A 26,798-nucleotide genomic window follows, 5' to 3' on the forward strand; every position below is an offset into this window, starting at 1 on the left:
GGGCGCCCGGGCGGGCGGCCGGGCCCCGCCCGCCCTCTATTATTTTCGTGTGGGGGTGGGGGGGGGCCCCCCCCCCCGGGGGGGGCGCCCCCCCCCCCCCCCCCGAGGGTCTCCCGGCAGGCCGCCGGGTCGGCCGGCAGCAGCGCCGGGTAGCCCACCACGAACACCCGCGCCGAGGGCGCCCGGCGGCGGATCTCGGCGAGCACGTCGCCGACCTTCGCACCCGCCGACGCCACCTTGCGCTGCACCTCGTCCGGCCCGCCGCCGGCCGCGGCGTACACGGCCCGGCAGGCCGAACCGGCCGCCGTGTCCCCGGTGCCGTCGGCCGCCGGCGAGGCGCGCAGGCTCTCCCGCGCGCAGCGGGTGATCACGTCCATGAAGCCGGCGTCGTTGCCGCCGATCCCGACCGTCACCAGCCGGGTGGTGCCGGTCAGGGCGTCCAGCTGGGGCGGGTTGGTGCCGTCCGCGGTCCGCTGGGGCGCGGTCAGGTCGCCGGTGCGGGCGCCGCTGCAGCTGACGTCCCGGAACGCCGGGCCGGTCAGCCCGAGGCCCTCGGCGACCAGCGACGGGTAGTTCACCCCGGAGCGGGCGCAGCCCGCCGGGGTGCCGCCCTGCGGGGGCACCTTGAGACCCGAGGTGTAGGAGTCGCCGAGGGCGACGTACGGGCCGGCCGGCGTCGCCGCCGGCTGCGGCGCGGACTGTCGGACCGCGGGGGCGGCGGAGGGGGCCGCCCCGGTGTCGGCGCCCGTGCCGCAGCCGGCCGCGGCGAGCAGTGCGGGCAGCAGGAGCGCGGCCAGGGCGGCCCCGCTGCCGCCGCGCCGTCGTACCATGTGTCCCCCCGGGTTCGTTCCTGGTCGTCCCAACGTACGGGACGCCCGCGGGGACTCCCCGCTCCGGGGCCGGCCGTGTCGTGCGGGCGCCCGCACGTGCCGGGCCCGGGCCGGTCAGGCCGCGGGAGGCGCCGGGATCACTCGGTGTCGCGCTCGTGCTCGGCGAGGAACTCCTCGAAGCGCCGGCCCAGCTCGTCGGCCGAGGGGAGGTCGGTGGCCTGGGCGAGCAGGCTCTCACGGCTGTCCGCGCCGGCCACGGCGTCGTACTGGCCCTCCATGCCGCGGATGGCCGAGCGGAGCTCGCCGTCGCCCTGCTCCAGCTGCTCCTCGATCTCGGCGTACACCTCGTCCACCCGCAGCCGCAGCTCGGTACCGGGCAGCACCAGACCGGTCGCGGACTGCACGGCCTCCAGGATCTGCACGGCGGCGGCCGGGTAGGCCGAACGGGCGATGTAGTGCGGAACGTGGACGGCGAACCCGAGCACGTCGTGGCCGGCCTCGGCGAGCCGGAACTCCAACAGCGCCTGGGCGCTGCCGGGCACCTGCGCCTGGTCGAACCAGCGGGGGTAGCCGGGCGCCAGGTCCATCCGGCTGCCGTGCGGCGTCAGCCCGACCGGGCGGGTGTGCGGAACGCCCATCGGGATGCCGTGGAAGTCCACCGCGAGGCGGATGTCGAAGCGCTCGATCAGCCCGCGGACCGCCGCGGCGAACAGCTCCCACTCGGTGTCCGGCTCGGGGCCGGAGAGGACCAGGAACGGCGCGCCGACCGAGTCGTGCGCCAGCTGGAGGAGGATCTCCGGCGGGTCGTAGTCCGTCCAGCGCTCGCGGTCGAAGACCATCGCGGGCCGCCGGGCCCGGTAGTCCACCAGGCGGTCGTGGTCGAACCGGGCGACGACCTGCGGCATGCCGTGCTCCAGCAGGTGCGAGACGACCTGGGTACCGGCCTCGCCGGCGTCCATGAACCCCTCGAAGTGGTAGAGCAGCACCAGCCCGCCGCCGTCCGAGGCCGCGGACTCCTGCGCCGCGGCGACCGCCTCGACACCCGCCGGCTCCAGCTCGTACAGCTTCTTGGGATCACGCACGGCGCACCCAACCCCGTTCCGTCTCGTCACGTCGTCCTGGGGCCGCCCGCTGTCGGCGCCGCCCCGGCGGGCGTCGCGCGGACGCCCGTCCGATCACTCCAGCGTGCCCGGGACCGCGGGAATTCCCGCAGCCGCCGCGTGTCTCCACCCCGCTTGCAGAATATTCTCACTTCGCGCCGAAAGGGCTGGTGAAAGGCGTCCGGACGGCTTTCCGAGGGCCCCCGGACGCCCGTCACGGCGTACCCCCGACACGCGCACGCCCCCGATCTCGCGCCGCGAAGTGACGCACCGCCTTCTTGCGGGTATCGTCCTCTCGCTGCCTCGCACCGTCGCGTCGTCGCCGCGCCGTCCGTGACGTCGCCGGCCACGCCCCGAACAGGTGTGTTGCCAGCCCTCCTCTGCGCACCTTGCCTTCACTTGGCCGCCTGCTTCCCTTCGTGCTCTCGTCTCTCTCTCGGCCATCTCGCGGACGCACACTGTCCCCTCGCTCATCCCGCCGGTCCGGGTCGTCGACCCGTTCCCGTTCCGGCACCGCGCTGCCCGCCTCCGGGCCGTCGCTCCCCGCCGCCCGACCGGTCCCCACCGGCGTGCGCCGACGGTGCGGCGGAGGCCCCGGAGCGGGGCGAAAGACCAGACCCTCGACGCCGCGACCCCGGACCGAGGGACCCTCCGATCGCCGAAGGACCGAAGGATTCCGTGCCCGTTCCCGTCACCCTCATCGGCCGCACCGTGCGGCTGGAGCCTCTCGCCGAGCACCACGCGGAGGCACTGGCCGAGGCAGGTGCAGCGGACCGTACGACCTACGCCTTCACCCCCGTCCCGCACGGCCTCGAAGCGGCCAGGGAGTACATCGGGCGTGCCCTCGCCGACCAGGCCGCGGGCCGGTCGCTGCCGTTCGCGACCGTGAGCACCGCCGACAACCGGGTGGTCGGCTCCACCCGCTTCCTGGAGCTCGACTACTGGCAGGGCCCGCTGGTGTGGCCGCCGGTGCCGGGCGTGCCCTTCGGCGATCCGCGCGAGGCGGTGCCGGACGCCGCCGAGATCGGCAACACCTGGCTGGCCCCGTGGGCCCAGGGCACCGGCGTCAACACCGAGGCGAAGCTGCTGATGCTGCGCCACGCCTTCGAGGCGTGGCGGGTGCAGCGGATCTCGCTCCGCGCGGACGCCCGCAATCTGCGCTCGCGCGCCGCGATCGAGCGGCTCGGCGCCACCTGCGAAGGGGTCCGGCGGGCCCACTCGCGCGGCCTCGACGGGGTGGTCCGCTCGACCGCCTTCTACTCGATCCTGGACGAGGAGTGGCCGGCCGTCCGCGACATCATCGAGCTGCGGATCGCCGCGGCCACCTCGCCGAGCGCCCCGGACCCGTCTCTCAACCAGGAGTGCCTTAGACACGGCGGCCCGCTGATCCCGGCCTGACGGCCGGCCCCGGCCCGGTGGTACTCAAGGGGCGCGAGGGTGGTTCCTAGGGGGCGTCCGGCTCCGGGGCGTAGGGCGGGCGGTCGGCGGCGGTGCGGCGGCGGGCCAGGTCGCGGACGTCCCCGGGCAGCTCGGCGATGTCCGCCAGCCGGGGCAGCAGTGCGGCGTCGCCGGTCAGGGCGCGGAAGCAGCCGGCGATCGTGACGCCGTGCCCGGGCCGGTGCTCGACCGTGACCGGGTCGCCCGAGCGGATCGGGCCCGGCTCGACGACCCGCAGGTAGGCGCCGGGCAGCGCGGCCTCGGTGAACCGGCGCACCCAGCGCCGCTCGTCCAGCCAGTGGGCGAAGGTCGCGCACGGGATGCGCGGCACCGCCACCTCCAGCAGCACCTGCCCGCCGATCCGCCAGCGCTCGCCGATGACCGCCCCGTCGACGTCGAGCCCGGCGGTGGTGAGGTTCTCGCCGAAGCTGCCGTTGGGCAGTTCCCGGCCGAGTTCCGCCGCCCACCGGTCGAGGGCCTCCCGGGCGTAGGCGTAGACCGCCTGGTCGTCGCCGCCGTGGTGGCGGGTGTCGAAGATCCGGTCGCCGACCAGGCCGCTGTGCAGCCCGGTCCGCTTCGGCCCCGGGGCGCGCACCTCCACGGGGTGCTCGACCGGGCGCTTGTCGATCCCGGTGCCGCCGGTGTCCGGCTTCGCCGGGTTGGGACGCGGGCGGGCCAGATTGACGGAGAGCAGTGTCGGCATGCGCGCAGCGTAGGCCCGGGCGCCCGGCGCCGCAGCCGAGTTTCCGCGTCCGCCGATGCAGCTGACGCCGCCCCAGTCCGGGCTGCAGCCGGTCGTGTTAACGCTCCGTCGGCCAGGGCCGGTGCGAACGGTTCCCGGTCGAACCCCTTACCCTCGTGGGTCGGGTGGAACGGACGAGGGGGACCGGATGGGCTACCACCGCAACAACTGGCGCCAGGTGGCGGGGGCCGCCGCGCCGTTCGTCCCGGGCGGCCGGGCGATCCTGGGCACCGTCGACGCGGCCAACCGGCTGATCGACCGGGCCGACCGGCGCAGCATCCAGTACGTGCCCGGCGGCCGTCCGCTGGTCGAACTGCCGTGGCAGCCGCCCGGCCCGCCGCCGGACCCGCACCGCGCCGACGCGGTCGGCCGCCAGGCCTGGGACCTGCTCTTCTCGGACGAGCAGCGGTACGGCGCCCGTGCCCTGCTCGACCACATCGGCAACCTGCTGATGCCGCTGCCGCCGGCCGAACTCGACCTGGTCGTCCGCCGATTCGGCCCGCCGGGCCTGGACCGCTGGGACGCGCTCACCCACGTCAAGGACGCCGAGGGCCGCTCGGCGTACGACTGGCGGCGCCAGCAGGAGCTGTTCGGCTGGCTGCTGCGCTCGGTCAGCCCGTACGCCGCGATGCTGATCGGCACCGCGATGCCCTGCAGCCAGCCCGAGTACGAGCCCGACTGCGGCTGCGGGGACCACGGCTGGGTGCTGCCGCAGGGCCCGTTCGCCCAGGTGGACGGCGCGTACGTGACCGAGCGGTGGCAGCGGGTCTCCGGCTCGACCGAGGCGATGAGCTGGCAGGACATGGACCAGGGCAGGTTCGGCACCTGCTGGCTGCTGACCAGCATCCAGGCGGTGATCCAGGCCAATCCGCACCACGCCCCGCGCCACCTGCGCCAGGAGGCGAACGGCACCGTCACCTGCACCCTGTACGACCGGGGCCGGCCGATCGACATCACCGTGGTGCCCGACCTGCCCTACGGGCACGGTGTGCTGTGGGGCGCCAAGGGCCACAGCGACGACGCCCGGTACGCGGAGACCTGGCCCGGCTACTACGAGAAGGCCGCCGCCCGGTTCTACGGCGGCTACGGGGCCGTCGCCGACGGCGGCCACCCGAGCGACGCCCTGGGCCTGCTCACCGGCCGCCCCTCCCGGGAGGGCGAGATCGACCTCGCCAACCCCTGGCTCTGCCACGAGCTCGCCGACCGCCGCGCCCGCGGCCAGGCCCTCACCGCCAGCACCCACGGCCGTGGCGACGACCGCGAGCGCCTGCACGGCGGCCGGCTGGCCGCCAGCCACGCCTACTTCGTCAAGGACGTGGACGTGGCGGGTGGCCGGATCTGCCTGGGCAACCCGTGGGGCGACGGCGCCGACCGCCGGATGTGGGAGTGCTGGCTGACCCTCCAGGAGATCCCGTCCTGCCTGCGGCGGATGAACGCCGTCGACACCTGGTAGGGGCGGTTCGGAGCAGCCGGTTCAGAGCAGGCGGAGTGCCGCCAGCAGGTCGGCCGGGTCGTGCGGCGAGCGGGCCGGGTGGGCCTCGTGCCGCGCCTCGACCGGCCGCCAGCCGGTGCGCGGCAGCGCCTCCACCCGGACGTCCAGGACGCCGTGGCCGGAGCGGCCGTCCCGCAGGTGGAGCACGCCCTCGGCGGTGTGCGTCAGCAGGGCGCCGGTCCGGTCGCGGCGGGAGGTCCTGATGCGCTGCCAGTCCCGGTCCGTCCAGTGCAGCTCGGGGAGGTCGACCGGTCGGGGCAGCAGGACGGCCGTGTGGCCGGCCGGGCCGGGTCCGCTGTCCGCCACGCTGCCCGGCGCGGGGGCGGCCCAGGCGGGCAGTGCCTCGCGGGCGGCCAGCCAGGCGGCCGGGATGCCGGCGGCGCCGGTGCGGGCGGCGACCACCCCGCCGACGACGGCGGCCGTGGTGTCGACGTCGCCGCCGGCGGTGACGGTGTCCCAGATCGCGGCCGGGTAGTCGCCCAGGTGCCGGGCGGCGGCCCACAGCGCGAACGGGACGGTGTCGGCCGCGCTGACCCGGCTGCCGTTGCCGAGGACCTTGGCGGCGGTGTGCGGGTCCGCCGTGCCGAGCAGCCCGATCGCCTCGCCCAGCCCGTCGCGCACCGCGCCGCGCGGGGTGAGCCGCCGCACCTCGGCCAGGAAGTCCGCCGGGGCCGGCCGGTCGTCCTGGATCCGGGCCCGGGCGGCGAGGGCCGTGGCGACGGCGACCGCGATCGCGCCGTCCACCGCCTGCGGGTGGGTGTGGGTGATCACGGCGGTGTCCGCCGCCGGGCGGACGGCCGCGGCCGGGTCGTCGGCGTGCGCGGCGCCGAGCGGCGCGACCCGCATGGCCGCGCCGTTCCCGTACGAGCCCTGCCCGTCGAAGAGTTCGGCGGCCAGCCGGCGGGCGTCGCCGCCCTCGCGGATCAGCCGGAGCATCCGGTTCGCGGCGGGCCCGTAGCCGCGGTCGAAGTCGTGCCGGCGGGCGAAGGCGTGGGTGAGGTCGAAGGTGTCGATGCGGCCCCGTTCGACGAGGGCGGCGTGGACGGAGCAGGCCATCTCGGTGTCGTCCGTCCAGGGCCAGCGGCCCGGCGGGGCCTGTCGCCGGTCCAGGTGCGGCCGGTTGGCGGGGACGAAGAACTGGGCGCCGAGGGCGTCGCCGACGGACAGCCCCTGCAGCGAGTCGAATGCGGCGCCGAGCCGGAGGCCTGAGCGGTCGGTTGAGGAGGCGGCGGACGGGTCGGTGGACGGTGTGCGGTCGGTGGGTCGGGACATCACGACCATGGTGGCAGCCGGGGCACGCTCCCGGCCAGGGTGTTTCCGGTCGCCGAGGCCGCGGCACGCCGGCCGCGCGGGCTCAGCAGCGGGGGTCGATCTCGCGGAAACTGGCGTAGTGGTCGGCGCTCCAGTAGCGCTCGCCGGACGTGCCGGTGACGATGCGCCGGGTGCCGCGGTCGTCGGAGCCCGGGGTGGCGACGGTGTACTCGTGGTAGTAGCCGGTGGTGTGCCGCGGCAGCAGGCCCTCGCGGTTCTCGAACACGACCCCGTCCGAGCGGTACGGGTAGGGACCGCCCGCGGCGATCAGGCCGAGGGTGGTGCCCGCCTGCGCGGGGAGCCGGGTGCGGCAGACGTCGGCGATCGCCGGGTCGCTCGGCAGCCAGACCGGGCTCGCGCCGCTTCTCGGCGTGCCGGTGGGCGTCCCGGCCGGTGTCGGGGTGCCGCCGGGGGTGGCGCCGGTGGTGGGGTTCCTCGTCGAACCGGTGCGGTCGCCGAGCGCGTAGGCGGCCGCGGCAAGGATGGCGCACACCACCAGGACGGCGACGATCACGTGGTTTCGGCTGGTCATGGCGGACAGCTTGCCCGCTCGGCGGAGCGCGCCGGGCCGACCTTCGCGCCGCTCTCACCCGTTCGGCCGCAGACGGAGCATCGGGCGCGGACCGCCCGGCGGTCGTCCGCGCGCCCGCACCCGGACGTGGAAAGGCCGCCGGGGCGGGAACGGACCCCATTGTCCGTTCCCGCCCCGGCTGCTACGTCCGACGGCTCTCCTGCGCCGAGCTCCGTCGAACGCCCCTCCCCTGCGGAGGGGGTGTGCGGTCAGCGATGGGACCGCGCTGCTTCGTGTCAGCGCGAATCGCTGCCCGCCGTCTCGATGGCGGCGCGGCCTGCCTCCAGACGCGCCACCGGGATGCGGAAGGGAGAGCAGGACACGTAGTCCAGCCCCACCTCGTGGAAGAAGTGGACCGAGTCCGGGTCGCCGCCGTGCTCGCCGCAGACGCCGAGCTTGAGGTCGGGGCGGGTGGCCCGGCCGGCCTCCGCGGCGTGCTTGACGAGCGAGCCCACGCCGTCCCGGTCGATGGTCTCGAACGGGCTGACGCCGAAGATGCCCTTCTCCAGGTAGGCGGTGAAGAAGCTCGCCTCGACGTCGTCGCGGGAGAAGCCCCACACCGTCTGGGTGAGGTCGTTGGTGCCGAAGGAGAAGAATTCGGCGGCCTCGGCGATCTGACCGGCGGTCACCGCGGCGCGCGGCAGCTCGATCATGGTGCCGAGCTTGATGTCCAGCTGGACGCCGGTGGACTGCGCGACCTCGGCGAGCACCCGCTCGCACTCGTCGCGTACCAGCTCCAGCTCCTGGACGGTGCCGACCAGCGGGATCATCACCTCGGGGCGCGGGTCGCCGCCGGCCAGCTTGCGCTCGGCCGCGGCCTCGGCGATCGCCCGGACCTGCATGCCGAACAGGCCGGGGATGACCAGGCCGAGGCGGACGCCGCGCAGGCCGAGCATCGGGTTCTGCTCGTGCAGCTTGTGCACCGCCTGCAGCAGGCGCAGGTCGTTCTCGTTCGGGTCCCTGCGGGCCTCGGCGAGGGCGACGCGCACCGACAGCTCGGTGATGTCGGGCAGGAACTCGTGCAGCGGCGGGTCGAGCAGCCGGACGGTGACGGGCAGGCCGTCCATCGACTGGAACAGCTCGAGGAAGTCGCCCTTCTGCAGCGGCAGGAGGCTGGAGAGCGCGGTCTCGCGGTCCTTGTCGTTGTCCGCGAGGATCAGGTGCTCGACCTCCTTGCGGCGCTCCTCACCGAGGAACATGTGCTCGGTCCGGCACAGGCCGATGCCCTGGGCGCCGTAGCGGCGGGCGCGGTTCGCGTCCTCGGCGTTGTCGGCGTTGGCGCGGACGGCGAGCCGGCGGCGGACGTCGGCGTGCGACATCAGCCGGTGCACGGCCTGGACGAGCCCGCCCTGGACGTCGGCGCCCGCGTGCAGGGTGCCCTCGAAGTACTCGACGACCGGCGACGGCAGCACCGGGACCTCGCCCAGGTACACCTTGCCGTTGGCGCCGTCGACGGAGACGACGTCGCCCTCGTGCACGACCTGGCCGTCGGCGGTGGTGAACTTGCGGTTCTTGGTGTCGACCTCCAGCTCCTCGGCGCCGCAGACACAGGTCTTGCCCATGCCGCGGGCGACGACGGCCGCGTGCGAGGTCTTGCCGCCGCGCGAGGTCAGGATGCCCTCGGCGGCGATCATGCCCTCGAGGTCGTCCGGGTTGGTCTCGCGGCGGACGAGGATGACCTTCTCGCCGGAGCGGGACCACTTGACGGCGGTGTAGGAGTCGAAGACCACCCGGCCGACCGCGGCACCCGGCGAGGCGGCGATGCCGTAGGCGACCGGCTTGGTCTCGGAGGTGGGCGCGAAGCGCGGGAACATCAGCTGGGCGAGCTGGCCGCCGGTGACCCGGTGCAGCGCCTCGTCGAGGTTGATCAGGCCCTGGTCGACCAGCTGGACGGCGATGCGGAAGGCCGCCGCGGCGGTGCGCTTGCCGACGCGGGTCTGCAGCATCCAGAGCTTGCCGCGCTCGATGGTGAACTCGATGTCGCAGAGGTCGCGGTAGTGCGTCTCCAGCGTGTTCATGATGGTCATCAGCTCGTCGTAGGACTTCTTGTCGAGCTGCTCGAGGTCGGCCAGCGGCAGGGTGTTGCGGATGCCGGCGACGACGTCCTCGCCCTGGGCGTTCTGCAGGTAGTCGCCGTAGACGCCCTGGGTGCCCGTGGAGGGGTCACGGGTGAAGGCGACACCGGTGCCGGAGTCCTCGCCCAGGTTGCCGAAGACCATGGTGCACACGTTGACCGCGGTGCCCAGGTCGTTCGGGATGCGCTCCTGGCGGCGGTACAGCCGGGCGCGGTCGCCGTTCCAGGAGTGGAAGACGGCGTAGATGGCCAGGTCGAGCTGCTCGCGCGGGGCCTGCGGGAACTCGCGGCCGGTCTCGCGCAGGACGATGCCCTTGAAGGTCTCGACCAGGGCCTTGAGGTCCTCGGCGGTCAGGTCGAGGTCGTTGGTGGTGCCCTTGGCGTGCTTGGCCTCGTCCAGGGCCTCCTCGAACAGCTCGCCGTCCACGCCCAGCACGGTCTTGCCGAACATCTGGACCAGGCGGCGGTAGGAGTCCCAGGCGAAACGCTCGTTGCCGGACTGGGCGACGAGGCCGGTCACCGAGGCGTCGGACAGACCGATGTTCAGAACGGTGTCCATCATGCCGGGCATGGAGAATTTCGCGCCCGAACGGACGGACACGAGCAGCGGATTGTCGTGCTGCCCGAGCGTCTTGCCCATCTCGGCCTCGAGGGCGGCCAGGTGCTTGCTGATCTCCTCGTGCAGCGAGGCCGGCTCGCTGCCCGTCTCCAGGAAGACCTTGCAGGCCTCGGTCGTGATGGTGAACCCCGGAGGGACGGGGAGACCCAGGTTGGTCATCTCGGCCAGGTTCGCACCCTTGCCACCAAGAAGATCCTTGAGGTCCTTGTTTCCTTCGGTGAAGGAGTAAACAAACTTCTGCTTCGCCGCCACGGGTCGGTCTCCTCGCACACGGTTGCCCTGACGCCGGAGAACATACCCATTTCAAAGGCGCTTTCGTGCCGCAGATAGGCCGTACGTGCGTGGGACCCACTCAGGACCCGGCAGATCTAATGCCCGGGTAGGCATTCACCTGTCTTGCCGAAATCGTCCGGTTGACGCTAGCTATCGTTCAAGTAGTGAAGACATCGAAACCTGAAGATCACATGAACCGGACAGAGAGTGATGGCCGATCGTCGACTCTGTTGCCCCGGCTTGATTTCCTGCAGTCAGGCACACCGATCGGCGCGACGACCCCTTCGGGAAGCGTTTCACGTTGTCGAGGCCTTTCGGCGACCTGACCGGCCGTCAACCACTCAGACTATGTGGCAAGCGTCACGAGCGCATCTCAGCTGCCGAGCGCACAAGATCGCATGCGAAGCAGCTCTGTGTAGTCGAAGCGGTTGCGGAGAGTGATTGAAATCTGCCAGAAAGGAGCCCTCTTGGCCAGATCGGACAAGAGGGCTGGGCCGTAGCGGCAGATGACCGGTCGAGGAGATTTTCGACCGGCCGTACAGATCATCCGCCGGATGTGTCCGATTCGGCGTCAACGGAGGGGACGGCGCAGTCGTACGGATCGTCCAACCAGCCGTCCGGCAGTACCACCCGGTTGTTGCCGCTCGTCCGGCCCCGCGGGCCGTCCGCGCCGGCCGGCCAGAGCTGCGCCTGGTCGATCTGCTCCAGCAGCTCCGCCAGCTCGGCCAGCGAGGACGCGTTGGCCAGTCGCACGCGCAGCTCCGAGCCGACCGAGAAGCCCTTGGTGTACCAGGCCACGTGCTTGCGGAAGTCGATCACGCCGCGGGCCTCGTCGCCGAGCCACTCGCCGAGCAGCTGCGCGTGGCGCACCATCGCCCGGGAGACCTCGCCGAAGGTCGGGCGGGCGTGGTCGGCGTCGCCCTCGAAGACCGCGACCAGGTCCTTGAACAGCCAGGGCCGGCCCAGGCAGCCGCGGCCGACCACGACGCCGTCGCAGCCGGTCTCGCGCATCATCCGCAGCGCGTCCTCGGCCGACCAGATGTCGCCGTTGCCGAGCACCGGGATGTGCCCGGGCACCGACTCGCGCAGCCGGGCGATCGCCGACCAGTCGGCGGTGCCGCCGTAGTGCTGGGCGGCCGTGCGGCCGTGCAGCGCGATCGCCGAGACGCCCTCCTCGGCACCGATCCGGCCGGCGTCCAGGAAGGTGAGGTGGTCGTCGTCGATGCCCTTGCGCATCTTCATGGTGACCGGCAGGTCCCCGGCGTTGGAGACGGCCTCGCGCAGGATGTCCCTCAGCAGGTTCCGCTTGTACGGGAGGGCCGAGCCGCCGCCCTTGCGGGTGACCTTGGGAACGGGGCAGCCGAAGTTCAGGTCGATGTGGTCGGCGAGGCCCTCGTCGGCGATCATCCGGGCGGCCTTGCCGACGGTGACCGGGTCGACGCCGTACAGCTGGATCGACCGCGGCTTCTCGCTCGGGTCGAACGTGATCAGCTGCATGGTCTTGGCGTTGCGCTCGACCAGCGCCCGGGTGGTGATCATCTCGGAGACGAACAGGCCCTTGCCGCCGCTCTGCTCACGGCAGAGCGTGCGGAACGGCGCGTTGGTGATCCCGGCCATGGGCGCCAGCACCACCGGCGGCCACACCCGCATCGGGCCGATGTCCAGGGGGGTGAACTCGGCAACCGCGGCGGTGGTCGGCGCACCGGCGGCTTCGGCGGCGCCGACGGTGTCGGGTGTGCTGGGCGTGGTGGTCATGCGGGCAGAGTCCTCGGCAGACGGGATTCGGGACTCTCCATTGTCCCCCACCCGGAGGAGCGCCCGGCCGCGCTCCGGTCGGACTCCGGTCGGCAGGGTCAGGCGGTCCGGGACCGGGCCGCGAGCAGCTCCAGGCCGGCCCGGGTCTCCTCGTCCTGGGGCGTGTAGGCGACCAGCCGCGGGCCGGGCCGCGGGCCGAGCCAGAGATTGGTGTACTCGAAGCGCAGCAGGCCGACGTCCGGCACCAGGAAGCGCTTCAGGCCGTTGCCGAGGCCGGCGACCTCGTGCTGCCGCCACACCTCCTCGAACTGCGGCGAGGCCTTGCGCAGCCGGTTCAGCAGGGTCTTCCAGGTCGGCTCGGCGCCGTGGTCGGCCATGGCGGTGCGGAACCTGGCCACCATCGCAGGGCCCGCCTCCTCGATGTCGACGAGGCTCCGCCGGAACGCGGAGTCGGTGAAGGCCAGCCACATCAGATTGCGGTCCTCGAACGGGAGCGCGTCGAGGTCGCCCGTGATCCAGGTGTACGCCCGGTTGTAGGCGAGGATGTCGTACCGGCTGTTCAGCACCGCGGCCGGCACGGGCTCCAGCTGGGCGAGCAGCGCCCGCGCGGCCGGGGTGACGGTGGCGCACTCGACGACCGGTGCCGGATCCTCCGCACCGGCCAGGACGAACAGGTGGGCGCGCTCCGTCGGGTCGAGCAGCAGCGCCCGGGCCACCGACTGCAGGACCTGCGAGGAGACCTGGATGTCCCGCCCCTGCTCCAGCCACGTGTACCAGGTGACGCCCACGGTGGCGAGGTGCGCCACCTCCTCGCGGCGCAGGCCCGGGGTGCGGCGGCGGCCGGTGTCCGGGAGGCCCACCTGCTCGGGGGAGATGCGTTCGCGGCGGCTGCGGAGGAAGGCGGCCAGCTCCTGGCGGCGGGCCGCGGCGGGTGCCGGGGCGGCCTGGGCGGGGCGGCCTGCGGAGGAGACGGTGGTAGCCATGCTCCCCAGCATGCCTCTCGGCCGATCCTGTTGCCAGGTAGTCGTTATACCTGGATAAACCGTGTCTGGTACCAGGGTTCGGCTGGGCGGATCGTAGGTCCCGTGACTCAGCAACTGACGCTTCCACGGACCACCTCCCCCGCCGGTCGTGCCGCGAACGCCCCCACCCTGGGTGTCGCCGGCCTCGTCACCGTCCTGCTCGGCGCCTTCCTGCCGATGCTCGACTTCTTCATCGTCAACGTCGCGCTGCCCACCATCGACCACGATCTCGCGGCGGGCCCCGCGGTGCTGGAACTCGTCGCCGCCGGGTACGGCATCGCCTTCGCCGTGCTGCTGGTGCTGGGCGGCCGCCTCGGCGACGCGCTCGGCCGGCGGCGCCTGTTCGTCGCCGGCGCGGCGCTGTTCGCCGTGACCTCGCTCGCCTGCGGCCTCGCGCCGACGGCCTGGACGCTGGTGGCGGCGCGGGTCGCCCAGGGCGCGTCCGCGGCACTGCTGCTGCCCCAGGTGCTGGCCACCATCACCGCCGCGAGCGGCGGGGCGCAGCGGGCCCGCGCCCTCGGCATCTACGGCGCGGTCGGCGGCATCTCCGTGGTCATCGGCCAGGTCCTCGGCGGCATGATGGTCGCGGCGGACCTGTTCGGCACCGGCTGGCGCGCCGTCTTCCTGCTGAACGTCCCGTTCGCCCTGGTGACCGCGGCGCTCGCGGTGCGGTACGTGCCGGAGACCCGGGCGAGCCGGGCGGCCGGGGTGGACCTGCCGGGGACGGCGCTGCTGACGGCGGCGCTGCTCGCCCTGTTCGTCCCGCTGATGGAGGGCCGCGCCGTCGGCTGGCCGCTGTGGACCTGGCTGCTGCTCGGCCTGTTCCCGCTGCTCGCCGCCGCCTTCGTGGCCGTGGAGCGGCGCGCCGAACGGCGCGGCGGCACACCACTGGTGCCGCTCTCGCTGCTGCGCATCCCCGAGATGCGCCGCGGGCTCGGGATCGCGCTGCCGTACTTCACCGGCTTCGGCGGCTTCATGTTCGTCATCGCGATCCTGCTCCAGCACGGCCTGCGGCTCGGCCCGGTCGCCGCCGGCTGGGCCCTGGTGCCGATGGCCACCGGGTACTTCGCGGCCTCGCTCTCCGGTCCGCGTCTGGTGGGCCGCTTCGGCAGCCGGGTGATCACGGCGGGCGCGGTGGTCCAGGGCATCGGTCTGGTCACGCTGCTCGCCACCGTCCTGGCGGACTGGGCGCACTTCTCGCCGCTGCGGATGCTCCCGGGTGTCGCCCTGGCGGGCATCGGCCAGGGCCTGGTGGGCACACCGCTGTTCCGGGTGGTGCTGTCCAAGGTGCCGGCCGAGCGGGCGGGTGTCGGCAGCGGGGTCCTGGCGACCACCCAGCAGTCCAGCCTCGCGCTCGGCGTCGCGACGCTCGGCACGCTGTTCCTCGCCGTCGCGCCCACCATGGGCTTCGCGCACGCGCTGGCACTGGTGCTCGCCCTGCAGTTCGGCGGATCGGTGGCCATCGCCGCGCTCAGCCTGCGGCTGCCGCGCTCGGTCGTCTGAGCCGCCCGCAGCTGCGCGGGCGGCGGGCGCCCGGCCGGGGGCGGCGGGAAAACCCGGGGCGGGCCGTCGGCGGCGGATGGGAACATGGCGCCATGACGACCACCGAACCCCTCCTGCCGGCCGACACCCGCACCCGTGAGCAGCTGACCGCCCTGGTCGAGGCGGGCGCCCGGCCCAAGTACCTGCTCTTCTGGGGCCACCGGCCGGAGCCGGACGGCCGGATCGGCGCGGGGTCGCTCAGCCAGTGGTGGCCCGGGGAGTTCACGGTCGACGGTGTCGCCTACCGCTCCGCCGAGCACTGGATGATGGCCGGCAAGGCCCGGCTGTTCGGGGACGGCGAGACGCTGGCCCGCATCCTGGCCGCGGCCACCCCGGGCGAGGCCAAGAAGCTCGGCCGCCTGGTCCGCGGCTTCGACGAGGTGCGGTGGGCCGCCGAGCGGTTCGAGCTGGTCGTCGCCGGCAATGTGGCCAAGTTCGGGCAGGACGAGGCGCTGCGGGCCTACCTGCTGGGCACCGCGCAGCGCGTCCTGGTGGAGGCGAGCCCGCTCGACCGGCTGTGGGGCATCGGTCTGGCGGCCGACAACGAGCGCGCCACCCGGCCGCACGAGTGGCGCGGTCTCAACCTGCTCGGCTTCGCGCTGATGGAGGCCCGGGCCCGGCTCGCCGCCTGACCGGCCCTGGCCGCCGCCGCCCGGCACCGGGGTGCGTGCCCCCGCGGTGCGCCGACTGCCCCCGACGACTTCAACCCCCGCCACCTGCATCGTCATTCGGCGAAAATCAGCGGACTCACGCCTGTAACACCGACGCCGTATGGCTTGGCGAGGATGGCCCGGAGTCAGGGCCAGGGGCCGGCTGGGCGGCCCCCGGGCGGAGAGGCTGGTCGGACGAGGATGGCAGTGCAGGAGCTGGGGCACACGGCGGCGGACATCCGGATGCTGCGGACGGAGCTGGACGAACTCCTCCGGGCACGGCAGTACGCGGCGCAGCGCGAGCGACGGCTCGCCGAGGCGGTGCGGGCGGCGAGCGAGCCCGACCGGACACACGGCTACGCCCAACCGCAGCAACAACCGGACCCGGAGCTACTTCGGCGCCTCGCGCAGGCCCGGTCGCTCCGGGAGGGACTGGGCGCCCGCTGCCTCGAGTTGAGCGAGCGGCTCCTCGCGCTGGAGGACCTCGTCCGGCAGAACGGCGGTACCGTCCGACCCGACCACCGCGAGCCGTACGACCAGGGCGGCGGTGGGCAGCAGGACGCGGTCCCGCGTCAGCAGACGGCGGGCACCCGGCCCGCGGACGCGCCGAACCGGCCCCGGGCCCAGGCCCCCGCGCCCCCCGACGCACCCGCGCCCGCAGCCGCACCGGCGAAGCGTCGGCGTCCCACCGGCGCCCGTTTCGGCGGTGCCTTCCAGGAGGAGCCGCTCCAGGCCGCCGGGCCGGACACCGCGGCGTCCGCCGCCGCGCCGGCGCCGGTGCGCGGGGCGCGTTTCGGCGGTGTCCGGGCGCCGGAGGCCGCGGACGAGGCGGAGCGGCCGGCCCCGGCCGGCGGCGAGGAGGCCGCGCCGGCGGCCCCCGCTCCCCCGCCGCGCAGCGCCGAGGAGTTGGCGGCCTTCGCCGCGCGGATCACCGACCTGCACGGCCGTGGCGCCGCGCACGAGTCGGCGGCGGTCGCCGCGCAGGCCGCGGTGACCCTGGCACCGCAGGACGTGGCCGCCCTCGCGGGTCTGCTGCGCGCGCGGGGCCCGTACGGTGCGGCGGGCTACCTCGTCCGCGCCACCGCGCACGGTTCGCCGGACCAGGCCGCGGGCACGCTGGCGGAGCTGCGCAGGACGGGGCTGGCGGACGAGGCCAACGAGCTCTTCCACGCGCTGTGGGCCGTGCCCGGATCGGCGCTGCCGGCGCTGCTCGCGGCGCTGGAGCGGGCGGGCCAGGCCGCCGACGGGCAGACCCTGCTGTGGGAGTGGGCGTCCGCGCCGCCGGCCGAACTGGCCGCGCTGGCCGGCGCTTTGGCCGCGGCGGGCCGGGCGGGCGACGTCCGGCACCTGCTACGCCAGGCCGCGGGGCGGCCGGTCGCCGATGTGGCGGCCGCGGTCGGGCAGTTGGCGTTTCCCGCCGGCCCGCACCCGTCGGCCGCGCAGTTGGCCGCCCTGCTGGTCCGGGAGGCGGCGGGGCTGCGCTCGCCCGGCGACCTCGCCGAGCTGGGGCGCGCCCTGCTGCCGCACCGCGAGCTGTACCAGGTGCTGCTGGGCGCGGCAGTCGTGCTGGAGGAGGGCCGTTCCCGGGGCGTCCTGGCGGCGCTGCGCGCGGCCGGGCTGCCGACCGAGCCGCCCGCGGCCCGCTCCCGCGGCCGGCGCTGACCCGACCGGCACCGGCCCGACCGGCGGCAACGACACGGCCCCCGTGCCGCGGTGCTTCGCGGTACGGGGGCCGGAGGTCGGTGGCTCAGCAGCCGATCAGTCGGGCGCCGAGGTAGGACTTCACCTGGTCGAGGGAGACGCGCTCCTGGGCCATGGTGTCGCGCTCGCGGACGGTCACCGCGTTGTCCTCGAGGGTGTCGAAGTCGACGGTGACGCAGAACGGCGTGCCGATCTCGTCCTGGCGGCGGTAGCGCTTGCCGATGGCGCCGGCGTCGTCGAAGTCGACGTTCCACGCGGTGCGCAGGTCGGCGGCGAGGCCGCGGGCCTTCGGCGAGAGGTCGGCGTTGCGGGAGAGCGGGAGCACGGCGACCTTGACCGGCGCGAGGCGCGGGTCGAGGCGCATGCCGACGCGCTTCTCCATCTGGCCCTTGGCGTTGGGGGCCTCGTCCTCGAAGTACGCGTCGAGCAGGAAGGCGAGCAGCGCGCGGTTGAGGCCGGCCGCCGGCTCGATCACGTACGGGAAGTAGCGCTCGCCGGACTCCTGGTCGAAGTACTTGAGGTCCTGGCCGGAGTGCTCGCTGTGCACGGCGAGGTCGTAGTCCGTGCGGTTGGCGATGCCCTCCAGCTCGGAGAACTCGGTGCCGCCGAAGTTGAAGCGGTACTCGATGTCGACCGTGCGCTTGGCGTAGTGGGAGAGCTTCTCCTTCGGGTGGTCGAAGAAGCGCATGTTCTCCTCGCGCAGGCCGAGGTCGCGGTACCAGTTCCAGCGCTGCTCGAGCCAGTACTCGTGCCACTTCTCGTCCTCGCCCGGCTTGACGAAGAACTCCATCTCCATCTGCTCGAACTCGCGGGTGCGGAAGATGAAGTTGCCGGGGGTGATCTCGTTGCGGAAGCTCTTGCCGACCTGGGCGATGCCGAACGGCGGCTTCTTGCGCGAGGTGGTCTGGACGGCCTTGAAGTTGGTGAAGATGCCCTGCGCGGTCTCCGGGCGGAGGTAGGCGAGGCCGGAGCCGTCCTCGACCGGGCCGAGGTGCGTCTTCAGCATGCCCGAGAACTCCTTGGGCTCCGTGAAGGCGCCCTTGTTCCCGCAGTTCGGGCAGTTGATGTCGGCGAGGCCGTTGGCCGGCAGCTTGCCGTGCTTGGCCTCGTACGCCTCCTCCAGGTGGTCGGCGCGGAAGCGCTTGTGACAGGAGAGGCACTCGGTGAGCGGGTCGTTGAAGGTGGCGACGTGGCCGGAGGCCTCCCAGACCTCGCGGGCGAGGATCACCGAGGAGTCGATGCCGACGACGTCCTCGCGAGCGGTGACCATCGAACGCCACCAGAGGCGCTTGATGTTCTCCTTGAGCTCCACACCCAGCGGACCGTAGTCCCAGGCGGCGCGGGTACCGCCGTAGATCTCGCTGCAGGGGTAGACGAAGCCACGGCGCTTGCTCAGGCTGACGATCGTGTCGATCTTGTCGGCGGCCACAGTGCTCTCTTCAGTACGACGGCACGGTCAGGGCACGGCTGGTTGCACGCACCCGAATACCTCAGGTTACCGGGATCGGGCCCGGCGCGTTCAACTCGGTATCGGCGGCACCGCAGGCCTCCGGCCGCCCGGCAGTCGCACACCCGACCTGCCGCGCGGCCACTCCGGCGGCCCACGGTGTTCCACCCGCGCGGCGGCCGATGCTCACCCAATCGGGTGAGTTGACAATCATTTCCACATAAGATGAGAATGGTTGTCATGACGCTCCCCCGACTCCCCGGCGGCGCCCGCCGCCCCGCCCGAGCCGCCGCCCTCACTGCCACCGCCCTCGCCGCCGCCCTCACCCTGACGGCCTGCGGCGGCACCGGCAGTGCGCAGGACGCCGGCGGCAGACTGTCGGTGGTCGCGTCCTTCTACCCGATGGAGTTCCTCGCGTCGCAGATCGGCGGCGAGCACGTGAAGGTCACCGACCTGACGGCCGCCGGCGTGGAGCCGCACGACCTCGAACTCACCGCCAAGCAGGTCGGCGCCGTCCAGAAGGCCGGCGCCGTGGTCTACCTGAAGGGCCTGCAGCCGACGGTCGACCGGGCCGTCGCACAGTCCCACTCCCATCACGTCGTCGACGCCACCGCGGCGTCCCCGCTGGTCGACCACCACCTCGACGAGGGCGGCGAGGAGGAGCACGGCCACGAGCACGGCGGCCCGGCCGGCGACCCGCACATCTGGCTCGACCCGAGCCGGTACGCGGCGGTCGCCAAGGCGGTCGGCGCCGAGTTCGCCCAGGCCGACCCGGCGCACGCCGCCGACTACGAGAAGAACACCGCCGACCTGGTCACCCGTCTCACCGGCCTGGACAAGGAGTTCCAGGACGGCCTGAAGGGCAGCCGGTCCAAGGCCTTCGTCACCAGCCACGCCGCCTTCGGCTACCTCGCCGACCACTACGGCCTGGAGCAGATCGCGATCAACGGCGTCGACCCGGAGGCCGAGCCCAGCCCGGCGCGGCTCGCCCTGATCCAGCAGGCGGCCCGCGCGCACGGCGTCACCACCATCTTCTTCGAGAGCCTGGTGAGCCCCGCGCTCGCCACCAGCGTCGCGAAGGACCTGAAGCTGCAGACCGCCGTCCTCGACCCGATCGAGGGCATCAAGGACGGCAAGGGCGACTACTTCTCGGTGATGCGGCAGAACCTGACCAACCTCCGGGCGGCGCTCGGCGCCACCAGCTGACGGGACACCACGCCATGAGCCCAGTCCTCCCCGGGCGCGCCGCCGCGCCGGACGCACCCGCCACCACCGCACCCGCCGCGGCCGACGCGACCGCGACCGCCGACGACCGGCCCCCCGCCGTCAGCCTCCGCGAGGCGGTGGCCTCGGTCGGCGGCCGCCCGGTGCTGCGCGGCGTCGACCTCACCGTCCGCCCCGGCGAGGTGGTGGCCCTGCTCGGCGCCAACGGCTCCGGCAAGTCCACCACCGTCAAGGCGGTGATCGGCGGCGTCCCGCTGGACCGCGGCCGCCTGGAGCTGTTCGGCACCCCCTACCGCTCGTTCCGCGCCTGGCGCCGGATCGGCTACGTGCCGCAGCGCACCACCGCCGCCGGCGGCGTGCCCGCGACCGTCCGCGAGGTGGTCTCCACCGGGCGGCTGCCGCAGCACCGGCTGCTGCCCTTCCGGCGGCGCGACCGCGCGGCCGTCGACCGGGCGCTTGCCGCGGTCGGCATGCGGGACCGCGCCGAGGACGGCGTCGCCGGCCTCTCCGGCGGCCAGCACCAGCGGGTGCTGATCGCCCGGGCGCTGGTCGGCGAGCCGGATCTGCTGATCATGGACGAGCCGATGGCCGGGGTCGACGTGGCCAGCCAGCAGGTGCTCGCCGACATCCTGCGCCGGGAGGCCGAACGCGGCTGCGCCGTCCTGCTCGTGCTGCACGAACTCGGGCCGCTGGAGCCGCTGATCGACCGCGCCGTGGTGCTGCGGGACGGCTGTGTGGCGCACGACGGCCCGCCGCCCCGGGGGGTCGGCCAGCACGCGCTGCCCGGCCACGACCACGTCCACCCGCACGCCGACGACCACACCCACCCCCGAGGACTGCTCGCATGATCGAGATGCTCCAGTTCGACTTCATGCAGCGGGCGCTGGTCGCCGCCGTGCTGGTCGGCATCACCGCGCCGGCCGTCGGCGTCTACCTGGTGCAGCGGCGCCAGGCCCTGATGGGCGACGGCATCGGGCACGTCGCGCTCACCGGTGTCGGCCTCGGCTTCCTGTTCCAGACCAGCCCGGTCTGGATGGCCGTCCTGGTCTGCGTGCTCGGCGCGGTCGTGATGGAACTCGTCCGCTCGCGCGGCAACCAGCGTGGCGACATCGCCCTCGCGATGCTCTTCTACGGCGGCATGGCCTGCGGAAAGCTGCTGGTCAGCGTGAGCGCCCAGGCCGGCAGCGGCAACCTGGAGTCCTACCTGTGGGGCTCCATCCTCACCGTGGGCCCGTCGGACCTCGCCACCATCGCCGTGCTCGCCGCGGTGGTCGTGGCCGTCACCTTCGGGCTGCGCCGCCAGCTCTTCGCGATCTGCCAGGACGAGGAGTTCGCCCGGGTCACCGGCATCCCCGTCCGGCTGCTGAACCTGCTGCTCGCCGTGATGGCGGCGGTCACCGTGACGGTGGCCATGCGGGTGGTCGGCCTGCTGCTGGTCAGCGCGCTGATGGTGGTCCCGGTGGCAGCGGCGCAGCAGGTGACCCGCTCGTTCCGGGCGACCCAGGCGGCGGCGGTCGGGCTCGGGATCACCGTGGCGGTGCTCGGCGTGGCGGGTTCGTACCAGGCCGACGTGCCGTCCGGTCCGGCCATCGTGCTGCTGGCGATCGCGGCCTTCGCGCTGCTCGGGGCGCTGGCCGGGCCGCTGGCCGCGCGCCGGCACCGGGCGGCTCCGGACGCCGGGCCGGACGTCTGCGACGTGGTGCTGCCCGCGCAGTCCACCGGCCCGGAGGCGGCGCCGACTTCGGGCCCGGGCCCGGCGCCGGCGGGGCCGGAGGAGCGGCGCGAGAGCGAGCCGTCCGCGGGCCGGGGGCTGGCACAATGAGGTGCGACAGCACCCCACCCCCAGGAGGACCCACGGTGACCACCGCAGGCCCGACGCCGCGCGCCCGATCCACTCGGCAGCGAGCCGCCGTCTCGGCGGCGCTGGACGAGATCGAGGACTTCCGCAGCGCGCAGGAACTGCACGACATGCTCAAGCACCGGGGCGACTCGGTGGGTCTGACCACGGTCTACCGCACGCTGCAGTCACTTGCCGAGGCCGGCGAGGTGGACGTGCTGCGGACGGCCGAGGGCGAGGCGGTGTACCGGCGGTGCAGCAGCGGGCACCACCACCACCTGGTGTGCCGCAGCTGCGGCGCCACGGTCGAGGTGGAGGGCCCGGCGGTCGAGCACTGGGCGAACGCGGTCGCGGCCGAGCACGGCTTCAGCGACATCGCGCACACCCTGGAGATCTTCGGCACCTGCGGGACCTGCGCGCAGAAGGCCTGACGGCGCAGGAGGTACACGGCGAGGCCCGGGTCGGTTCTCCGACCCGGGCCTCGCTCCGTGTGTGCCGTGCGCCGTGCGTCCGTGTGCCGCGGATCAGCGCTGGGCGGGCAGCTCGGCGGCGGCGGCAGCAGCGGCCTCGGCGGCCTCCACCTCGTTGGGGATCGCCCCGCCGAAGCGGCGGTCGCGCCTGGCGTACTGCTCGCAGGCGCGCCACAGGTCGCGGCGGTCGAAGTCCGGCCAGAGCACGTCCTGGAAGACGAACTCGGCGTAGGCGGACTGCCAGGCGAGGAAGTTGGAGGTGCGCTGCTCGCCGCTGGGCCGCAGGAACAGGTCGACGTCCGGCATGTCCGGGTAGTACAGGTACTTGGCGAAGGTCTTCTCGTTGACCTTCTTCGGGTCGAGCCGGCCGGCGGCGACGTCGCGGGCGATGGCCTGGGCGGCGTCGGCGATCTCGGCGCGGCCGCCGTAGTTGACGCAGAAGTAGAGCGTCATGGCGTCGTTGTCCTTGGTCTGCTCCTGGGCGACCTGGAGCTCCTGGACGACGCTCTTCCACATCTTGGGCATGCGGCCGGCCCAGCGGATCCGGATGCCCAGGGCGTCCATCTCGTCGCGGCGGCGGCGGATGACGTCCCGGTTGAAGTTCATCAGGAACTTCACCTCGTCCGGGGACCGCTTCCAGTTCTCGGTGGAGAAGGCGTACAGCGAGAGGTTCTTGACGCCGATCTCCAGGCAGCCGCGGAGCACGTCGAGGACGACGGCCTCGCCGACCTTGTGGCCCTCGGTGCGGGGCAGGCCGCGCTCCTTGGCCCAGCGGCCGTTGCCGTCCATCACGCAGGCCACGTGGTTCGGCACCAGCTCGCCCGGGATCTTCGGCGGCCGGGCACCGCTCGGGTGCGGCGCCGGGGTCTCGTACACCCGCTGCTTGCTGCCGAAGAGCCGTCGTGCTGCCATGCTCATTTCTCCACGTATCTCATCGAGCGGATGCCCCGCTCCAGGTGCCACTGCAGATAGGCGGCCACCAGTCCGCTGCCCTCGCGCCAGTACCGCGGCTCGCACGTGTCCGCCGTCCGCCAGTCCCCGGACAGCAGTGCGCCGAGCAGGACCAGTGTCTCAGGGGAGGGTACGGCACTTCCAGGCACCCGACAGTCGCCGCAGAGCACGCCGCCCGCCTGGAGCGAGAAGAACCGGTTGGGACCGGGCAGCCCGCACTTGGCGCACGAGTCGAAACTCGCGCCGTAGCCGTTGACCGCGAGCGAGCGCAGCAGGAAGGCGTCGAGCACCAGGTGCGGCTGGTGGTCCCCGGCGGCGAGCGTGCGCAGGCCGCCGACCAGGAGCAGGTACTGCTGGACGGCCGGCTCGCCCTCGTTCTCGGCGAAGCGCTCGGCGGTCTCCAGCATGGCGGTGCCGGCGGTGTAGCGGGCGTAGTCCTCGACGATCCGGCCGCCGTAGGGGGCGATCGTCTCGACCTGGGTGCACAGCGGCAGGGAGCGGCCGACCAGGTCGCTGCCGCGGCTGAAGAACTGCACGTCGACGTGGGAGAACGGCTCCAGTCGGGCGCCGAACTTCGACTTGGTGCGGCGCACGCCGCGGGCGACGGCGCGGACCCGGCCGTGCTGGCGGGTGAGCAGGGTGATGATCCGGTCGGCCTCGCCGAGCTTCTGGGTGCGCAGCACCACGCCGTCGTCGCGGAACAGGCTCATGCGGCGGTTCTCCGGGCGGGCAGTATGGGCATCTCCCCATTCTCGCGCACGCCGGCCCGGCCTTCGGCGCACTCGCGGAGCGGGCCGCGGGCAGCCGTGAGCCCGCACCGGGGCCGGGGGGATTGCCCTGTCGGTGCGGGACACGGCGGGCCCGGGAGGGGGGAGTCGGGCCCGGTCGGGGGGTGTGCGTGCGCCGGCGGTTCGGCACGCGGCCTGCGCGGCGAGCGGGGCGTGGGCGGCGTGCGGGGCGTCAGCGGGGGGCGCGAGTCGCGGCCTCCAGCAGATCGTCGACCTGCGGGGGGCCGATCCGCAGGCAGCGCCCGACGGCGGCGAGGGCGGCCCGCTCCTGCGGCAGGTAGCCGCCGTCGGCGAGGGCGATCCAGGCGCCCTGCAGGACCAGCCGTTCGCGGCCGGCCGGGGCGAGGTGCGGGGCGAGCGGTTCGAGGGCGGCGTGCAGTTCGATGGCGAGGCCGCCGGCGCCGCTCGCGGCGGTGTCGTCGACGTCCTGGGGTTCGCCGCCGCTGCGGCCGGTCAGCGCGGCGAGCGAGGCGAGCACCTGGGCCTCGCCGCAGTCCTCGAAGCCGGCCTGGCGGATCAGCGCGCAGGCGGCGTCGCGGCCGGCCCGGCTGCCGGAGCCGCCGGCGGCGAGCACGGCGAGGGCGACGGTGTACTGGGCGTCCCGCAGCATCGCGGCGAGCCGGACGCTGGTCAGCTGCTCCAGTGCCTCGACGCCGTAGCGGCCGTGGCAGCTGGTGCACTGCACGCTGCCGATGACCGGGCCGAGCGGCAGGACCGGGGTGCCGAGCAACCGCAGCCACCGCCGGCCGTGCTGTCGGCGGTAGTTGCGGTCGCCGCCGCAGCCCGGGCAGAAGAAGTCACCGAGGACGTCAGTCCGCCAGCGAGGACGGACACCCCACAACCCTGTCACGGCGCCACTCCCCAGACATGGCAGGCGGCCTGCACATCTGCGGGCAGGTCACGCGACCGGACTCCGCCGATCGTCCCACCGACCCCGGTTCCGGTGCGTCGATGTTGCCACGGTTACGGGCACGTGTCAGCACCCCGAACGGGTGCCGGGGCGAAAAAATGTGGCGCAGGACACACAGCGTGCCGGGAGGGGCGGGACGGCCCGGAAACGCGGCGAGGGGCCGCCCCGGCGGGCGGCCCCTCGTACACGACGCGTCGGCGGGTCAGCCGCGCTGCGCGCGGTTGACGGCGCTCACCAGGGCCTTCAGCGAGGCCAGCACGGTGTTGCCGTCGATGCCGACGCCCCACAGCACCTTGCCGTCGACGGCGCACTCGACGTAGGCGGCGGCCTGGGCGTCGCCGCCCTCGCTCAGCGCGTGCTCGGCGTAGTCCAGGACGCGGACGTCCAGGCCGATGCCGGCCAGGGCGTCGACGAAGGCGGAGACCGGGCCGTTGCCGGAGCCGGTCAGCGCGGTGCGCTCACCGTCCACCACGGCCTCGGCGTGCAGCACGTCGCGGCCGTCCTCGGTGGTCAGGCTGCGCGGGCCGTCCAGCGTGATGCGGCCCCACGCGTTCTCCGGGGTCGGCAGGTACTCGTCCTGGAAGACCGCCCAGATCTCGGCCGGGGTGACCTCGCCGCCCTCGGCGTCGGTCTTCGACTGGATGTTCTTCGAGAACTCGATCTGCATCCGGCGCGGCAGGTCCAGCTTGTGGTCGTTCTTCAGGACGTACGCGATGCCGCCCTTGCCGGACTGGCTGTTGACCCGGATGACCGCCTCGTAGGAGCGGCCGACGTCCTTCGGGTCGATCGGCAGGTACGGGACGCCCCAGGTGAACTCGCCGACCGGGACGCCGGCGGCGGCCGCGTCGGCCTCCAGGGCGTCGAAGCCCTTCTTGATGGCGTCCTGGTGCGAGCCGGAGAAGGAGGTGTACACCAGGTCGCCGGCGTAGGGGTGGCGCTCGGCGACGCCCATCTGGTTGCAGTACTCGGCGGTGCGGCGGATCTCGTCGATGTCCGAGAAGTCGATCATCGGGTCGACGCCCTGCGAGAACAGGTTCATGCCGACGTTGACCAGGTCCAGGTTGCCGGTGCGCTCGCCCTGGCCGAACAGGCAGCCCTCGACGCGGTCGGCGCCGGCCATCACGGCCAGCTCGGCGGAGGCCACGCCGGTGCCGCGGTCGTTGTGGGGGTGGGTGGACAGGCAGACGAACTCGCGGCGGGACAGGTTCCGCGACATCCACTCGATCTTGTCGGCGTAGACGTTCGGGGTGGACCGCTCGACGGTGGTCGGCAGGTTCAGGATGATCTCGCGGCCCTCGCCCGGCTGCCAGACGTCCATGACCGCCTCGCAGACCTCCAGCGCGAAGTCCAGCTCGGTGTCGATGAAGATCTCCGGCGAGTACTCGTAGCCCAGGACGGTCTCGTCGCCCAGGATCTTCTCGGCGTACTCCATCACCAGGCGGGTGCCGTCCACGGCGATCGCCTTGATGTCGTCCTTGCTGCCCTTGAAGACCACCCGGCGGAACAGCGGGGAGGTCGCGTTGTACAGGTGGACGGTGGCCCGGGGGGCGCCCTTCAGCGACTCCACGGTGCGCTCGATCAGGTCCTCGCGGGCCTGGGTCAGCACCGAGATGGTGACGTCCTCGGGGATCGCGTTCTCCTCGATCAGGGAGCGCACGAAGTTGAAGTCGGTGGCGCCGGAGGACGGGAAGCCGACCTCGATCTCCTTGTAGCCCATGCGCACCAGCAGGTCGAACATCTTGCGCTTGCGGGCGGGGGACATCGGGTCGATCAGGGCCTGGTTGCCGTCCCGCAGGTCGGTGGACAGCCAGCGCGGGGCCTGCGTGATCACCTTGCTCGGCCAGGTGCGGTCGGGCAGGTCGACGGTGCCGAAGGGTACGTAGCGGTGGAACGGCATCCCGGAGGGCTTCTGCTGCACCGTGTTCGCCGTGATCGGGGTGGGGCGGTCGATGAACGCGCGGGCGACGGACGACTGCTCGGTCATGGGTGACTCTCGGCTTCCATGTCGATTGCGGGCTGATCGGGGCTAGGACACCCGAACTCGGCCGACTG

The 26,798-nt window shown here is 73.6% G+C and carries 21 protein-coding genes and 1 pseudogene; 9 read left to right on the plus strand and 13 right to left on the minus strand.

Annotated elements, in window-relative coordinates; all coding sequences use genetic code 11:
- Together AB0P35_RS14055 and AB0P35_RS14060 are read right to left on the minus strand one after the other, a co-directional pair.
- Positions 1-830 (minus strand): SGNH/GDSL hydrolase family protein (locus AB0P35_RS14055; protein ID WP_363510307.1); only part of this gene is annotated, 830 nt, incomplete at its 3' end.
- A 137-nt stretch (positions 831-967) separates the two neighbouring features.
- The gene (locus tag AB0P35_RS14060) at positions 968-1,912 is read right to left on the minus strand and encodes a PAC2 family protein (RefSeq protein WP_095874967.1); all 945 of its coding nucleotides are present in this window, start codon (positions 1,910-1,912) and stop codon (positions 968-970) included.
- A gap of 696 nt (positions 1,913-2,608) precedes the next feature.
- On the opposite strand from AB0P35_RS14060, the gene AB0P35_RS14065 reads away from it, so the two are divergent.
- A complete protein-coding gene (locus AB0P35_RS14065; RefSeq protein WP_095874966.1) occupies positions 2,609-3,328 on the plus strand; it encodes a GNAT family protein in 720 nt (239 codons plus the stop codon).
- 46 nt (positions 3,329-3,374) lie between these two features.
- On the opposite strand, the gene AB0P35_RS14070 is transcribed toward AB0P35_RS14065, so the two are convergent.
- Positions 3,375-4,070, minus strand: a complete 696-nt coding sequence (locus tag AB0P35_RS14070; RefSeq protein ID WP_363510311.1) for an MOSC domain-containing protein — start codon at positions 4,068-4,070, stop codon at positions 3,375-3,377.
- A 187-nt stretch (positions 4,071-4,257) separates the two neighbouring features.
- On the opposite strand from AB0P35_RS14070, the gene AB0P35_RS14075 reads away from it, so the two are divergent.
- Positions 4,258-5,562, plus strand: a complete 1,305-nt coding sequence (locus tag AB0P35_RS14075) for a C2 family cysteine protease (RefSeq protein WP_095874965.1) — start codon at positions 4,258-4,260, stop codon at positions 5,560-5,562.
- Positions 5,563-5,925: 363 nt separating this feature from the next.
- Here the strand turns inward: AB0P35_RS14075 and AB0P35_RS14080 are convergent.
- The 5 genes and pseudogenes from AB0P35_RS14080 to AB0P35_RS14100 form a co-directional block, all read right to left on the minus strand.
- Positions 5,926-6,873, minus strand: a pseudogene (locus AB0P35_RS14080) (ADP-ribosylglycohydrolase family protein); the annotation flags it as partial.
- Between the two features lie 82 nt (positions 6,874-6,955).
- Positions 6,956-7,444 carry a ribonuclease domain-containing protein gene (locus AB0P35_RS14085; protein ID WP_363510314.1) on the minus strand — a complete coding sequence of 163 codons (489 nt, stop codon included), beginning with the start codon at positions 7,442-7,444 and terminating at the stop codon, positions 6,956-6,958.
- Between the two features lie 275 nt (positions 7,445-7,719).
- On the minus strand, positions 7,720-10,428 hold the full coding sequence (gene ppdK, locus AB0P35_RS14090; protein ID WP_363510316.1) for a pyruvate, phosphate dikinase: 2,709 nt from the start codon (positions 10,426-10,428) through the stop codon (positions 7,720-7,722).
- 564 nt (positions 10,429-10,992) lie between these two features.
- A complete protein-coding gene (dusB, locus tag AB0P35_RS14095; protein WP_363510531.1) occupies positions 10,993-12,099 on the minus strand; it encodes a tRNA dihydrouridine synthase DusB in 1,107 nt (368 codons plus the stop codon).
- A gap of 203 nt (positions 12,100-12,302) precedes the next feature.
- Positions 12,303-13,187, minus strand: a complete 885-nt coding sequence (locus AB0P35_RS14100) for a helix-turn-helix transcriptional regulator (RefSeq protein ID WP_363510319.1) — start codon at positions 13,185-13,187, stop codon at positions 12,303-12,305.
- Positions 13,188-13,289: 102 nt separating this feature from the next.
- On the opposite strand from AB0P35_RS14100, the gene AB0P35_RS14105 reads away from it, so the two are divergent.
- The 3 genes from AB0P35_RS14105 (at position 13,290) to AB0P35_RS14115 (ending at position 17,080) form a co-directional block, all read left to right on the plus strand.
- Complete coding sequence (locus tag AB0P35_RS14105; protein WP_363510322.1) at positions 13,290-14,729, plus strand: MFS transporter; 1,440 nt, start codon at positions 13,290-13,292, stop codon at positions 14,727-14,729.
- 92 nt (positions 14,730-14,821) lie between these two features.
- Positions 14,822-15,400, plus strand: a complete 579-nt coding sequence (locus tag AB0P35_RS14110; protein WP_363510325.1) for an NADAR family protein — start codon at positions 14,822-14,824, stop codon at positions 15,398-15,400.
- A gap of 225 nt (positions 15,401-15,625) precedes the next feature.
- On the plus strand, positions 15,626-17,080 hold the full coding sequence (locus AB0P35_RS14115; RefSeq protein WP_363510328.1) for a hypothetical protein: 1,455 nt from the start codon (positions 15,626-15,628) through the stop codon (positions 17,078-17,080).
- An 85-nt stretch (positions 17,081-17,165) separates the two neighbouring features.
- Here AB0P35_RS14115 and AB0P35_RS14120 read toward each other — a convergent pair whose 3' ends face one another.
- A complete protein-coding gene (locus AB0P35_RS14120; protein ID WP_095874958.1) occupies positions 17,166-18,548 on the minus strand; it encodes a glycine--tRNA ligase in 1,383 nt (460 codons plus the stop codon).
- A gap of 258 nt (positions 18,549-18,806) precedes the next feature.
- On the opposite strand from AB0P35_RS14120, the gene AB0P35_RS14125 reads away from it, so the two are divergent.
- From AB0P35_RS14125 to AB0P35_RS14140, 4 genes are read left to right on the plus strand one after another with little or no spacing between them, the layout of a single operon-like run.
- Positions 18,807-19,772: a metal ABC transporter substrate-binding protein gene (locus AB0P35_RS14125; protein ID WP_363510331.1), complete on the plus strand. Its 966-nt coding sequence runs from the start codon at positions 18,807-18,809 to the stop codon at positions 19,770-19,772.
- A 14-nt stretch (positions 19,773-19,786) separates the two neighbouring features.
- Entirely contained in the window at positions 19,787-20,638 is an 852-nt protein-coding gene (locus AB0P35_RS14130; protein ID WP_363510334.1) for a metal ABC transporter ATP-binding protein, read from the plus strand.
- Positions 20,638-21,612: a metal ABC transporter permease gene (locus AB0P35_RS14135; RefSeq protein WP_363510534.1), complete on the plus strand. Its 975-nt coding sequence runs from the start codon at positions 20,638-20,640 to the stop codon at positions 21,610-21,612. Before AB0P35_RS14130 ends, AB0P35_RS14135 begins: the two co-directional genes overlap by 1 nt.
- A 35-nt stretch (positions 21,613-21,647) precedes the next feature.
- Entirely contained in the window at positions 21,648-22,058 is a 411-nt protein-coding gene (locus AB0P35_RS14140) for a Fur family transcriptional regulator (protein ID WP_095874955.1), read from the plus strand.
- A 93-nt stretch (positions 22,059-22,151) separates the two neighbouring features.
- Here the strand turns inward: AB0P35_RS14140 and AB0P35_RS14145 are convergent, their stop codons facing one another.
- The 4 genes from AB0P35_RS14145 to leuA form a co-directional block, all read right to left on the minus strand.
- Positions 22,152-23,009 carry an isoprenyl transferase gene (locus AB0P35_RS14145; protein ID WP_363510339.1) on the minus strand — a complete coding sequence of 286 codons (858 nt, stop codon included), beginning with the start codon at positions 23,007-23,009 and terminating at the stop codon, positions 22,152-22,154.
- Positions 23,010-23,011: 2 nt separating this feature from the next.
- Entirely contained in the window at positions 23,012-23,758 is a 747-nt protein-coding gene (gene recO / locus AB0P35_RS14150) for a DNA repair protein RecO (RefSeq protein WP_363510342.1), read from the minus strand.
- A 250-nt stretch (positions 23,759-24,008) separates the two neighbouring features.
- Entirely contained in the window at positions 24,009-24,686 is a 678-nt protein-coding gene (locus AB0P35_RS14155; RefSeq protein WP_363510345.1) for a TerB family tellurite resistance protein, read from the minus strand.
- A gap of 262 nt (positions 24,687-24,948) precedes the next feature.
- Positions 24,949-26,730 carry a 2-isopropylmalate synthase gene (gene leuA, locus AB0P35_RS14160; RefSeq protein WP_095874951.1) on the minus strand — a complete coding sequence of 594 codons (1,782 nt, stop codon included), beginning with the start codon at positions 26,728-26,730 and terminating at the stop codon, positions 24,949-24,951.
- Positions 26,731-26,798: the final 68 nt, after the last annotated feature.

Origin of the sequence: Kitasatospora sp. NPDC085879 (assembly GCF_040686255.1) — a bacterium.
Classification (GTDB): domain Bacteria; phylum Actinomycetota; class Actinomycetes; order Streptomycetales; family Streptomycetaceae; genus Kitasatospora.

Coding starts and splice junctions, on each gene's coding strand:
- dusB (WP_363510531.1), bottom strand. CDS start 12,099: ATGCGGGTGTGGCCGCCGGTGGTGCTGGCGCCCATGGCCGGGATCACC.
- AB0P35_RS14125 (WP_363510331.1), top strand. CDS start 18,807: ATGACGCTCCCCCGACTCCCCGGCGGCGCCCGCCGCCCCGCCCGAGCC.
- recO (WP_363510342.1), bottom strand. CDS start 23,758: ATGAGCCTGTTCCGCGACGACGGCGTGGTGCTGCGCACCCAGAAGCTC.
- AB0P35_RS14070 (WP_363510311.1), bottom strand. CDS start 4,070: ATGCCGACACTGCTCTCCGTCAATCTGGCCCGCCCGCGTCCCAACCCG.
- AB0P35_RS14075 (WP_095874965.1), top strand. CDS start 4,258: ATGGGCTACCACCGCAACAACTGGCGCCAGGTGGCGGGGGCCGCCGCG.
- leuA (WP_095874951.1), bottom strand. CDS start 26,730: ATGACCGAGCAGTCGTCCGTCGCCCGCGCGTTCATCGACCGCCCCACC.
- AB0P35_RS14145 (WP_363510339.1), bottom strand. CDS start 23,009: ATGGCAGCACGACGGCTCTTCGGCAGCAAGCAGCGGGTGTACGAGACC.
- AB0P35_RS14100 (WP_363510319.1), bottom strand. CDS start 13,187: ATGGCTACCACCGTCTCCTCCGCAGGCCGCCCCGCCCAGGCCGCCCCG.
- AB0P35_RS14085 (WP_363510314.1), bottom strand. CDS start 7,444: ATGACCAGCCGAAACCACGTGATCGTCGCCGTCCTGGTGGTGTGCGCC.
- AB0P35_RS14130 (WP_363510334.1), top strand. CDS start 19,787: ATGAGCCCAGTCCTCCCCGGGCGCGCCGCCGCGCCGGACGCACCCGCC.
- AB0P35_RS14110 (WP_363510325.1), top strand. CDS start 14,822: ATGACGACCACCGAACCCCTCCTGCCGGCCGACACCCGCACCCGTGAG.